The 12100-nt window shown below is 62.8% G+C and carries 12 protein-coding genes; 9 read left to right on the plus strand and 3 right to left on the minus strand.

Features of this window, described 5'->3' with window-relative positions:
• Nucleotides 1-17 precede the first annotated feature (17 nt).
• From DWB23_RS05390 to DWB23_RS05400, 3 genes are all read right to left on the minus strand, one after another.
• Nucleotides 18-371, minus strand: coding sequence for a hypothetical protein (locus DWB23_RS05390; protein ID WP_121741748.1), 354 nt, complete (start codon nucleotides 369-371; stop codon nucleotides 18-20).
• Between the two features lie 207 nt (nucleotides 372-578).
• A complete protein-coding gene (locus DWB23_RS05395; RefSeq protein ID WP_121741749.1) occupies nucleotides 579-1484 on the minus strand; it encodes a winged helix-turn-helix domain-containing protein in 906 nt (301 codons plus the stop codon).
• Nucleotides 1485-1604: 120 nt separating this feature from the next.
• Complete coding sequence (locus DWB23_RS05400; RefSeq protein WP_121741750.1) at nucleotides 1605-2600, minus strand: phosphate uptake regulator PhoU; 996 nt, start codon at nucleotides 2598-2600, stop codon at nucleotides 1605-1607.
• A 713-nt stretch (nucleotides 2601-3313) separates the two neighbouring features.
• Here DWB23_RS05400 and DWB23_RS05405 point away from each other — a divergent pair.
• The 9 genes from DWB23_RS05405 to DWB23_RS05445 all read left to right on the plus strand — a co-directional run bounded on the left by DWB23_RS05405 (nucleotide 3314) and on the right by DWB23_RS05445 (nucleotide 11949).
• A complete protein-coding gene (locus DWB23_RS05405; protein ID WP_121741942.1) occupies nucleotides 3314-4285 on the plus strand; it encodes a PstS family phosphate ABC transporter substrate-binding protein in 972 nt (323 codons plus the stop codon).
• Between the two features lie 63 nt (nucleotides 4286-4348).
• Nucleotides 4349-5290, plus strand: a complete 942-nt coding sequence (gene pstC, locus DWB23_RS05410) for a phosphate ABC transporter permease subunit PstC (RefSeq protein ID WP_121741751.1) — start codon at nucleotides 4349-4351, stop codon at nucleotides 5288-5290.
• Nucleotides 5291-5338: 48 nt separating this feature from the next.
• Complete coding sequence (gene pstA, locus DWB23_RS05415; RefSeq protein WP_121741752.1) at nucleotides 5339-7063, plus strand: phosphate ABC transporter permease PstA; 1725 nt, start codon at nucleotides 5339-5341, stop codon at nucleotides 7061-7063.
• A gap of 2 nt (nucleotides 7064-7065) precedes the next feature.
• A complete protein-coding gene (gene pstB, locus DWB23_RS05420; RefSeq protein WP_121741753.1) occupies nucleotides 7066-7968 on the plus strand; it encodes a phosphate ABC transporter ATP-binding protein PstB in 903 nt (300 codons plus the stop codon).
• Between the two features lie 2 nt (nucleotides 7969-7970).
• Nucleotides 7971-8645 (plus strand): phosphate signaling complex protein PhoU, encoded by a 675-nt coding sequence (gene phoU, locus DWB23_RS05425; protein WP_121741754.1) that lies wholly within the window; start codon nucleotides 7971-7973, stop codon nucleotides 8643-8645.
• A complete protein-coding gene (locus tag DWB23_RS05430) occupies nucleotides 8645-9667 on the plus strand; it encodes a phosphate signaling complex PhoU family protein (RefSeq protein ID WP_121741755.1) in 1023 nt (340 codons plus the stop codon). The genes phoU and DWB23_RS05430 overlap by 1 nt, the downstream gene beginning before the upstream one ends.
• Before the next feature lie 277 nt (nucleotides 9668-9944).
• Nucleotides 9945-10163 carry a hypothetical protein gene (locus DWB23_RS05435; RefSeq protein WP_121741756.1) on the plus strand — a complete coding sequence of 73 codons (219 nt, stop codon included), beginning with the start codon at nucleotides 9945-9947 and terminating at the stop codon, nucleotides 10161-10163.
• A gap of 294 nt (nucleotides 10164-10457) precedes the next feature.
• Nucleotides 10458-10685 carry a DUF7511 domain-containing protein gene (locus tag DWB23_RS05440; RefSeq protein ID WP_121741757.1) on the plus strand — a complete coding sequence of 76 codons (228 nt, stop codon included), beginning with the start codon at nucleotides 10458-10460 and terminating at the stop codon, nucleotides 10683-10685.
• Nucleotides 10686-10962: 277 nt separating this feature from the next.
• Nucleotides 10963-11949, plus strand: coding sequence for a metallophosphoesterase family protein (locus DWB23_RS05445; RefSeq protein WP_121741758.1), 987 nt, complete (start codon nucleotides 10963-10965; stop codon nucleotides 11947-11949).
• Nucleotides 11950-12100 lie beyond the last annotated feature (151 nt).

Consider the following 12100-nt stretch of genomic DNA (forward strand, 5'->3'; position numbering starts at 1 on the left):
GCGCGCGAATATCGGCGTTACTCCTCCGGAACGGTCGCCCGGGCCGAACGTTGATCGTCGGCGGTCGGCAACCGATCGTCGGGATCCGTCGGCGCGAGTTCGTTCGAGTCGCCGCCGTCGGGTGCTCGATCGAGTCGCGTCGCGACGACACTCGCGAGGCGGCCGATCGCGGCCGGAACGACGATGGCAACCGCGAGACCGGTACCGACGGCCGATGCGGGTCCGAGAACCGGTACGGCCGCGAAGACGGGCCAGACGGCAAAGCTGGCGACGCTTCCGGCGAGCAGTCCGAGCGTCGTGAGCGCAACGAGGAACGCCGTACTCGCGAGGGTTCGATCGGGAACGTACCGCGGTTCGGTGGGGTGGATCATATCGGTCTTCGTTCGAACGGAGGAGCCCCAACGGAATAGTTGTAATCTGAACGATATTTTTGTACGCCACCGTACTGAAATCCAGTTCAGTCCGAACAACAATTTGTGGCGGTGCGAGCCGATACGACGGGTTCACCGAGACGCGACTCCCGTTCGATGGCGGGCTGACGATGCGGAGAGACTCCGACGAACGGAACGAAAAGCGGCTCACTCGAGCGATTCGATCGTCGTCTCGAGCACCGCGAGGTCCTCGTTCAACGTGGCGCGAAGTTCGTCCCCCGCAAGCGGGAGGCGGACGCGAAGGCGGATCGGGTCGTGCTCGACGACGGCCGTGTACTCGTCGGAGACGCACCACGGCAGCGTCCAGTAGGGTCGTTCGTCGAGGGAGACGCCGCGCTCGCGGTGGAAGCTGACGACACGGGAGTGGTCGAGCAAGCGGAGTCCGGGTGCCGAACAGAGGGTGTAGCCGCACTGGACGCACTCGTGGTCGACGCGAACCGTCGCGCCGAGACAGCACGCGCCGTCCTCCGCGATGTGCGACTCGACGCGACCGCTACACTCCGGACAGACGCCGTCGGCCGCGAGGCAGTGGAGGTGACGGACCCGTTGGTCGAAGGCGTCGGCGACCTCCTCGCGCGTCCGGTCGTTCAGCCCGCCCGGCGGGAACCCGTACTCGCCGTGGCCGTGCCCGCAGTCGGGACACGCGATCGCGAGTTGCTCGTCCCGATACCGCGCCTCGAGCGGGCCGTCGCAGGCGACGCACGAGCCCGCGACCGGGAACGGATCGATCGTCGGGTGCTCGTTGAACGAGCCGGCGATCACCGAGCGGACGACCTTCTCGCCGGCGTGTTTGAAGTCGTAGCCCGCGTCGGTCTGGACGACGAACTGGCCGGCGAGCTTCTGGAGGTGGTAGTTGAACTGCGCCGAGTCGCGCATCCCGATCTCGCGTCGCAGCTCCGAAAACGCGACCGGACGGTCCTCGGCCGCCCACAGCGCCTCGAGGATCGACAGTCGCGTCTCGTTCCCGATCAACGCGAAGGCGTCCGCCGGGTCGAGACAGTCGGTACACTCGAGGACTCGCTCGCGGTCGCTCGAGACGTCTGATTGGCTCATGAGGGTACGGACGCGGGCGGTCGACAAAATCGTTCCCTCAACGGCGTTTTTGTAAATTCTCTAATAAATATGCGATCGTCGGAGCACGAACGGATGAGGTTGAGGCGAAGCGGGACGCTGTCAGGGCCGCGGTGCGGCCTTCTGGAGCGCCGTTTCTGCGATGTTCCCGCCGTAGTCGGCGCTTCGGGAGAGGGAGTCGAGAATCAGTCCGAGCGACTGTGCCTGCACGGGATCGAGGTCGCGGAGCATGTCGTCGATCGACCGGGTGTGTTCGTCGATCTCGAGGACGGACTCGAGGGCGTCGTGGCTCAGTTCGGTCGCCTCGCCGCTGTCCTCGGCGAACAGCGCGTCCATCGACTTCTCGAGGATCGCCGAGGCGTCGGCGTGGAGTTCGAGGAGCGCGCCAGCGACGTCGTCCGGAATATCTCCGAGTTTGCGGGCGAGCTGGCCGATCTTGACGGCGTGGTCGGCGACGCGCTCGAGTTGCCGGGCGCTCGAGTGGTAGTCGAAACAGTCCTCGCGGGAGACGCCGAGCGCTTCGGCGGCCCGCGGTGATCGGAGCGTCGCCCGGAAGATGCGCGAGACGACGAGCCAGAGCCGGTCGACGTCGTCGTCGCGTTCGATCACGTCGGCGGCGATGTCGTCGTCGTTCTCGACGAGCGCGGTGAGCGCGTCCTCGAGCATCGAGGTGGCGATCAACCGCATCCGAGTGACGGCGTTGACGATCGACAGCTCAGAGGAGTCCAGGAGGTCCTGGACGACGACGCAGTCCGTCTGCTCCTCGACGACTTCGACGCCGATGAGCCCCTGAATCGCGCTGCGGATCGCCCGCCGCTGGGCCGTCGTAATGCGGCCCGCCTCGAGTTTGATGATGTCGAAGCCGCTGACGTACATCGTCAGGACGGCACGGACGAGCTGTTCGTCCTCGAGCGAGGAAACGTCGAGCGTTCCCTCCTGATGGTCGGTTTCACGCTTCGGTGTGACGAGTAGCATATCGTCTTCGGAGTAGATCTCGACGGTCGAGCCGCTACTGATGCCGTTGGTGGTCGCCCATCCTTTCGGAAGCGACACCGTATACGTCGATCCACCGGTCACCTGGACCTTGCGTGTCTCCATATGACACGTTTTCTATGGGGAGAACATAAACCTACCCAAATCTATAGAGTTGTTTCCACTACTGCCGTCGATAGCGCGAGAATTGAGACGGCGTTCGCGCTGAATCGCGCCTTAAGACGCTCTAATACACCACAGACAGTATCACAATGTATCGATACGTACCGACATATAGGCTATATAGATATCCCGAATTTCCACCTCGATACCGAATTAGCTCGAGCGGTTGTTTTCGTCCGTACTCGAGATCGACGGTCGTTTCGGCGATTTCGACGAATCGGCCGTCACGCGGTACTCTGCCGACTGAGTCCGGATCAATCGGACCGAGTGGTCTGATCGATACCACGGGAGTTTGCGTATTCGGGGACGCGGTGACCGTCGGTCGTGAGCCGACCGAGAACGCTCCGCACCAGCAGCGTCGAAAACGCAGCCGCGACGAACGGGTACGATGTGGGAGAGACGGATCCGAACGGGCGGGTTGATTTGAACGTTATTCGGCAGGCCGGTCGGCACAATATAGTCCGTGTCGAGACAGCTGTTTTTGGAGATGAAGCACACATTCGAGAATTGTTCCGAAATTAGATTCTGTCGATTTCGTGAACTTGGGACACCTACTGCGCCAGTACTGATCTTCAACGTTCTTGGATATATAGGTACGTGTGGATATATAGTAATCATAGCATCGTACTTTTATCACCCGTCGTATCGTCCACATGATGACCGATAAGAAATTCGGACTGGTGGGTGGATCGGCGACAAGACGCGGATTCCTCGCGACGACCGGGGCCGTGGGAACGCTCGCACTCGCTGGGTGTTCGGAAACCGACGCCGACGAAGATGAGGGCGGTGAAGTGGTTATCACCGGCTCGAGTACCGTCTTCCCCGTCTCCGACGAGATGGCTCAGCGGTTCATGGACGAGAATCCGGACATCAACGTCCCGACCGACTCGACCGGCAGCGGCGGCGGCTTCGAGAACCACTTCTGCCCGGGCGATTCGGATATCAACGGCGCGTCGCGGCCGATCAAGGACGAAGAGGAGTCGAGCTGTCTGGACAACGACGTGACGCCGGTCGAGTTCGAAATCGCCGGCGACGCGCTGACGATGGCCGTCAGCCCCGACAACGACTGGGTCGATTGCATGTCCTTCGACGAGATGGCCCAGATTTGGCAGGAAGACGGCGCGGAGACGTGGGCCGACGTCAACGACGACTGGCCCGACGAGGAGTTCGAACTGTTCGGACCCGACACGACCTCCGGAACCTTCGACTGGTTCACCGAGAACGTCGTCGGCGAGGCCGGTAACCATCGCGACGACTACGAGCCGACCGAGGACGACAACCTCATCATCCAGGGACTGCAGGACAGCCCTTACGCGATCGGCTACTTCGGCTACGCGTACTATCAGGAGAACCAGGACGCGATCAAAGCCCTCGAGGTCAAAGAGTCCGAGGACGACGAGTGTGGAGAGCCGAGTCTCGAGGCCGCACAGGCCGGCGAGTATCCGATGGCTCGCCCGCTGTTCATCTACGCGAGCGAGGAATCGATCCAGCGCGAACCGGTCTACGACTTCCTCGAGTTCTACCTCGAAAACTCGAGCGAGAGCTTCATCGCCGACGACATCGGCTACGTCCCGTCGGGCGACGACGTCCGCGAGGAGAACCTCTCGACGCTCGAGGATCTCGCGTAAGACATTGTCGTGGCCGTGAGCGGACGACCAATCACCACGAACGGACGCTAATTTATCAACAATATGAGTAATGATTCGGTAACTACCTCGCTAACACGAGTACAGACCGGCCGTGATGCCAAGGAGCGGTTGTATCGCTGGCTGTTGTTTTCGTGTACGGCGCTGACAGTACTGGTGACGTTGAGTATCCTCGGGACGCTCGCCTACGACACGATTACGTTCTTCGACTTCGACCACGTCGAGGTCGTCTCCTTTCTAACCGGAACGGAGTGGAACTCGAGAACGGGAACGTTCGGGATCCTCCCGCTCGTGAGTTCGACCCTGATCGTAACTGTCGTCTCTGCCGCGATCGCCATCCCGATCGGAACCGCCGCCGCGGTCTACCTCTCGGAGTACGCCAGTCCGCGAATGCGCTCGGTATTGAAGCCAGCGCTCGAAATTCTCGCCGGGATTCCGACGGTCGTCTACGGCTTCCTGGCGCTGGTGTATCTCTCCCCGTGGCTTCGAGCGGCCGGCGTGCCGGTCGGGACGTTCAATCTATTGAGCGCGTCGATCATGGTCGGCATTCTGATCGTGCCGATGGTCTCGTCGCTCTCTGAAGACGCGATGAGCGCCGTTCCGGAGGAGCTTCGTGAGGCGGGGTACGGCCTCGGCGCGACGAAGTTCGAAGTCTCGACGAAAGTCGTCATTCCCGCCGCGGTGTCGGGGATTTTCTCGTCGTACATTCTGGCCATCTCTCGGGCGATCGGCGAGACGATGATCGTCGTGATGGCCGGCGGGATGATGGCGCGACTGCTGAACGTGACGAACCCGTTCGAGAACCTCTTCAACTCCGGACAGACGATGACCGCGGCGATGGTTCACGCGGTGACGAGCGACGCGACCGGCGCGTCGGCGGAGTTCTACAGCATGTTCGCGATCGGCCTGACGCTGTTCGCGATCACGTTCCTGATGAACCTGCTGAGCAACCGTATCGCGGCGCGGTACCGCGAGGAGTACCAGTGAGATGACCGAGATATCGATACGTGCGATTCGATCGGAGGTGGACAGCTAATGGCGGGACGGACCGACCGATCGACCGCCGACGACTGGTTCGATACCGGCGAAGAGATCGGCCGAACACGGGGGATACTGTTCAAGTGGTTCTGTCTGGGTGCGACGATGCTCGCACTCGGCTTGATGCTGGTATTCCTTCTGTACGTCGCTAACGACGCGTTCCAGCCACTAACGGCCGACCCGATGTGGCTGGGCCTGTTCGGACTGGTTGTGATCGCGCCGGCGTTCGTGTTCGCCGCGTACGTATACCGAAACGAATCCCAGGCAGGACGGGTCGCCTACACGGCACTCGGCCTTCCACTCGTCGCGACGCTGGCGGCCGGCGGCATCTGGATCGTCTTCGCCCACATCGTCACGCCCCACGAGTGGTTCGCGTTATTCCTCTCACTGCTCGCCGCAGCCGCCGTCATCGAGGGACACACTCGAGTCCGGCCGGACGTCGTTCTCGAGCGGTTGGGCGTCGTCGTTCTCGTCCCGTTGCTCGCGCTCGTCGGGATTCCGGCGATCAGCATCGACGTTCTGGTTCGGACACCCCTTCTCGGACAGGAACTGTTTCGAGTCGACCTCTCGACGCCGGAACTCCTGCCGAGCGTTCGGGCGGTGATTCTCTCGTTGCCGGTACTCCCGGCACCGGGTCTCGTCCTGCTTGGAACGGTCGCTGTCCCGATTGCAGCCGCGATCGGGTGGCACATTCGTCGCGTCCGCGAGAGCGAGCGCGACGGGGCGGTCGCGTTCGGAGCGACGGCTGCCCTCGCCGGAGTCGGCCTCGCTACCGCGCCAGCGGTCGGTATAACGACGACAACGTGGATCCTCTTTGCGACCATCGTCGGCGGGGCCTGCGGGCTGTACACCGAACACGTCCTCCGACGCCGCGAGGGGACGATTGGACTCGCGTTTCCGATCGTCGTCGCAGTCGGGTTCGCGCTCCTGTGGGCACTCGCGGGAACGCTCGGCGTCGCCGGGCCGGACTCCTGGCTCAACTGGTCGTTCCTGACCAGTCCACACAACACGACTGCAACCGAGGCCGGAATCTATCCCGCCCTCGTCGGCAGTATTTTGATCCTCGTCGTGATCGTTATCTCGGCGTTCCCCATCGGCGTCGGTGCGGCGATCTACCTCGAAGAGTACGCGCCGACGCAGGGACGCATGAGCCAGATCGTCGAGCTCATCGAGGTCAACATCGCGAACCTCGCCGGCGTTCCCTCGGTCGTGTACGGCGTCCTCGGCCTCGCAGTCTTCATCAGGGTGATCGGCATGGAAAACGGGACGGCCCTCGTCGGCGGCCTCACCATCGGACTGTTGATCCTCCCGATCGTGATCATTTCGGCCCAGGAGGCGATCCGTTCGGTGCCGGATTCCCGGCGTAATGCTGCCTACGGTATGGGCGCAACGAAGTGGCAAACCGTTCGAGGTGTCGTCCTCCCCGAAGCGATTCCGGGCATCCTCACCGGAACGATTCTCGCGCTGGGGCGTGCGATCGGCGAAACGGCGCCGCTGTTGATGATCGGCGTCCCCGCCGTCGTTCGAACCTCGCCCAACTCCTTTACGAGTCGAACCGGAGCGATGTCGCGACAGATCTACACCTGGTCGACGCAGATCGGGGTCGACTTCCGGTACGGCGTGCTCGCGGCGGGCGTCATCACGCTGCTCGTCGTCCTGCTCACGATGAACGCGACCGCGATCGTCCTCAGAAACCGCTATCAGCGAACCCAGAACGGGTAACGATGACTCAAAACGATCCATCCGCGTCCGATCCAACCGGACGTCAGACAGCGAACGAGACGGCTGGTATCGAGCTCTCCACGGGAGACAACACCGCCTCGAGCGTGGAGACGGGACCCGAATCGACCGTCCGCCACCAGACCTCGACGGTGTCCGATCCGATCGTCGAAGCGAGGGACCTCGACGTGTACTACGGGGACGACCGCGCGTTACAGCAGGTCGACCTGGCGATTCCCGAGCGCAACGTGACGGCACTGATCGGTCCGTCGGGCTGTGGAAAATCGACGTTCTTGCGCTGTATCAATCGGATGAACGACCGCATCGAGAGCTGCCGCATCGACGGCAAGGTCCAGTTCGACGGAAAGAACGTCTACGACACTGACGTCGACCCCGTCGCCCTGCGCCGGAAAATCGGCATGGTGTTCCAGCAACCGAACCCCTTCCCGAAGTCGATCTACGACAACGTCGCATTCGGCCTCGAGGTCCAGGGCATCGATGACGACGTCGACGAGCGAGTTCACACGGCACTCGAGCGTGCCGCGCTCCTGGAAGAAGTCGAAGACCAACTCGAGTCGTCGGGCCTCGACCTCTCGGGCGGCCAGCAACAACGCCTCTGTATCGCCCGCGCCATCGCTACCGATCCCGACGTGATCCTGATGGACGAGCCCGCGTCGGCGCTCGACCCCGTGGCGACCTCGAAGGTCGAAGACCTCATCGCCGACCTCGCTCGCGATTACACCGTCGTTATCGTCACCCACAACATGCAACAAGCGGCCCGCATCTCGGACAAGACGGCCGTCTTCCTCACCGGCGGCGAACTCGTCGAGTTCGACGAGACGGAGAAAATCTTCGAGAACCCCGAGCACGACCGCGTCGAGGACTACATCACCGGCAAATTCGGCTAATCATGGCACGAAACGAGTATCAACAGCAGCTCGCGGACCTGCGCGAACGCGTCCTCGAGATGAGCGACCTCGTCTGTCGGCAACTCGAGCGAGCCCTCGAGGCTCTCGAAGCGAAAGACGACGAGCTGGCCGACCAGATCATCGCGGGCGACCACGAGATCAACGAGCTGTATCTCGACCTCGAGCAGACCTGTATCGAGTTGCTCGCGCTCCAACAGCCCGTTGCTGGCGATCTGCGATTCATCGCCGCGTCATTCAAGATCAGCACCGACCTCGAGCGAATCGGCGACCTCGCGGTCAATCTCGGGGAGTACACCAAGCAGGCCGAACGCGAGCGCTACTCCGAGATCGATATCGCCTATATCGGTGAGCAGACGATCGAGATGGTCGAGGCGGCGATGGCGGCCTACGAAGCCGACGATGCGACGACGACGCGAGATATCGCGGCGATGGACGACGAGATCGACGCGCTCTGTGAGGGTGCGAGCGAGATCGTCGTTCGAGACCTGCTCGAACTCGAGACCGCGGTCGAGAAGTTCGGTGACGAAGCGCTCCTCGAGGACGTCTCGCGGATGCTGTTGACGGTCCGCGATCTCGAGCGCGTCGGCGATCACGCGGTGAACATCGCCGCGCGAACGCTGTACATGGTCGAAAACGACGACGAACTGATCTACTGATGAGTCACCACTCGCTGTCCGACGGCGCGGCCGATCCCATCGAACGGAAGGTCCAGTTGACCGGCAACTCCACGTTCGTCGTCTCGTTGCCGAAAGCGTGGGCGCTCGATCAGGGCCTCGAGTCCGGGATGTCGATGTACCTGTATCCGCACGACGACCGGGTCGTGGCCGCCCCGGAGCACGTCTCGGGTCGCGATCGGTCGGTGACGATCGAGGCGACGGCGGTCGAGGGACGAACGGTGGTACAGCGGGTTCGCGCGGCATACACGACGGGATACGATCGAATTACGGTCACCGGAACGGACCGCCTCGAGGCGGACACGCGACGGGAGCTCGAGCGAACCGTCAGTCGGCTGATCGGCATCGAAATCCAGGACGTGACCGACGATCAACTTTCGATAGCGAACCTGCTCGATGCCAGTGAGGTCTCGCTTCCACAGACGGTCGCGCAGGCGCGACAACTCGCGCTCGAGTTACACGGTGACGCGGTCGACGCCCTCCTGTCGAACGACGACGAACTCGCACGACAGGTCCAGAACCGGAACGGCGACGTCGACCGACTGTTCGCGTTCGTCAGTCGGGGGTTCCACCGCGGGCTCGAGGACGTGCGGGAGGTCGGTCAGTTGGAAACCGATCGGACGGTCGCGTTTCGCGAGTACCGGATCGCGCGCCAACTCACGCGAATCGCGGACCGCGCGGATCGGATCGCGGCCGTCGCGCTGCGCCAGTCCGATCCGCCGGACGACGCGCTCCGCGAGCGGATCGAACCCGTCACGACCGATACCCGGACGGTCGTCGACGCGGCGCTGGCGGGTGAGTTCCGGTCCGCGACCGAGACGCATTCGGCCGTTCGTGCGTCTCTCACGTCGCTCAACCGGCAACTGCACGGTCGATCCGACGCTGACGCGCGGTTGTACAGGTCGGTGTTCGACGCCCTCCGGCAAACGGCCGATATCGGCGTCGAAATCGCCGAGACGACGCTCGAGGCGAGCGTCGCGGAGCGAGAAACGAGAGTACCGTGACGAGCGAGCGATCACTGCCGTCCGACGGGATACTCGTCCGGACGGGAGCCGAACGTAGTGCTACAGTCGCTCCGAGAGCGATCCGTACGGCTCCTAGAAATAGCCTTGTGTTGACGAGTGGACGGAACAGTTGCGTGGTGTTTCACCACCCGCTCGAGAGACGGTGACCGACGATGCTCCGCCCCCAGCGGAACGGTGCCGACCGATCGACGACGGCTGCTCTCGATGCGCGCCCCCAACCGAGACGACCACGACAGCCTCACCCGTCCGATTCACAATGTCCGATCACTCCACGACGGCCGACCGGTCGACGGCAGTCGACCCGTCCACGACAGCCAGCCGGTCCACACCGGTCGAGCAATCGACAGCCTGTCCGCTGTGTTCGTACACCGGCGAAACCCGGAACGCCACCTACACGCACCTGTTGACCAGCCACCGAAAGAGTTCGATTAGCGAACTGCTACTCGAGTGCCAGCCGGCGGACGCGCCACACTGAACCGCCGGATACCGAACGTGATCGCGGTTCCAGTTTCGGGTATCGCTTCCCGAGAACCGGTGTTGATCGGAAGCCGCTCGAGCACTGACTTCATTCGACGCTGCAAAACTCGTCGCCGCCGTGCGGACGTTTTTCGGACCCGACCGGTCGAAGCGGCTCGCCTCGAAGTGCCGATAGCGTACCGGTCGATACGGCACTCCCTACATCGATACGGAGTACTCAATACGACAACTAGCAGCGGTTTTGTGTAGTTTCTCCGTTCCCCTAGATAGTCGTTCGAGGTTACACGCCCCTATGAGCAAATCATCACACGACTCCGACGGCCACGCGGTACGACGGCGACTCGAGGCGGCTGCAACCGACGCGGATCCCTCGTCCGCGCTCGAGTGCGTCGTCGTCCACTACCGAAACCAGTCGGATCGGTGTACGATCGCACCGCGCGAGTGCCCCGAGGAAGAACGGACCACCACCTGGTTGTCGGCGGATCTGTCGGCCGTCGTCGACCTCGCGGCAGTCCGGTAGCGATCGATTCGCCGTCGGGTGTTCGCGGCCGGGTTCGCCCTACGAAACGGACGTGGACGATCCGTCCCCGGATCGATTCACCGACACAAGCGTGTTCGGCGGTGACTGTACTGTCGGGGACGGAGCTGTCCGGAGTGGTGTTAGACACTACGTATCCGTACGATGTCGTCCGTACTGTACAATATGCCAACTAGAATACTTAATGCGGGTTCGCCGGTCTGTTGCTAGTGTCGTGAGCGAACTCCCGCCGGCGTACGCCCGAAAGAAGGTGCGATAGATGGTGCCGATCGACGCGGACGGAATCGTTCTCGCACGGCTCGCACGACCGACGACCGAGCGCCCAGTTCGGCTCGCGGTGCTCTCCGACCTCCACGTCGCCACCAGGGCGCGCGGTACTGACAGGCTGTTCCACCGAACCGAGGACCGAGCGGCCGCCGCGATCGAATCGATAAACGCCGCCGATCCCGACCTCGTCTGTTTCGACGGGGATCTCACGAAAGACGGCGAGCCGTGGAACTTCGATCGATTCGACGAACTCGTCGCCGAACTCGAGGCTCCGTTCGTCGCGACGCCCGGAAACCATGACGTTTCGAAAACCAGCGACGAGCACGACACGCCGCCCGTTTCGTCGTTCGAAGACCGGTACGCGCCGGAGTCGTTGCCCCTGGTCAGATCGGTCGGCGGGATCGATCTCGTGGTTTGCAACAGCGCGACGGTCCCCGACGGCTCGCTCGAGGGCGAACACCGCGGTGCGCTCTCTCGAGCGCAACTCGAGTGGCTCGAGACGACGCTACAGGTTGTGTCGAACCCGGTCGTCGCGTTCCACCACAACCTGTTACCGATTCTCGGAAGCGATCTCGTCGAGAACTCGCCGTGGCAGACGTTCTCGCTTCAAAACGGTGAGACAGTCTTCGAGGTACTCGACCGCTACGACGTTCCGCTCGTGATCTCCGGCCACCACCACGTGCCGGCGACGGTGAGCGCCGGGTCGCTCACGCAGCTCATTGCGCCGGCGACCTGTGCCTACCCGCTGGCACACCTCCTGATCGATATTGACGCTCAGGGAACGACGGTCACGCTCGTTCCTCACGCGACGGCCGCCGACCGGCGAGAATCACACGACGCGATGTGCGCCGGGCCGCCACTTCGTCACACGTTCGTTCGACTCATCGACGAAACGCTCACCGCGGCACCGCTGGTCGATGCGACTGCCGATCGAACGGAGTCGTTACCGACCGTTCGGAGACGGCAGTTCCAGTCGTAGCTAAGACCGCGAGTACCATCTCCTTCGATGCAGATCGCGTTGTTCTCGAGGGTCACGAGACGATCGTGACCATCTCCCGTACGGAGTCGATGAAGGGGGAGGAGCCGCCGTAAGCGATCGTATTTCACAGAGAAGCGTTCCGTAGATATTT

It is taken from the genome of Natronorubrum halophilum (assembly GCF_003670115.1).
Taxonomy (GTDB): domain Archaea; phylum Halobacteriota; class Halobacteria; order Halobacteriales; family Natrialbaceae; genus Natronorubrum; species Natronorubrum halophilum.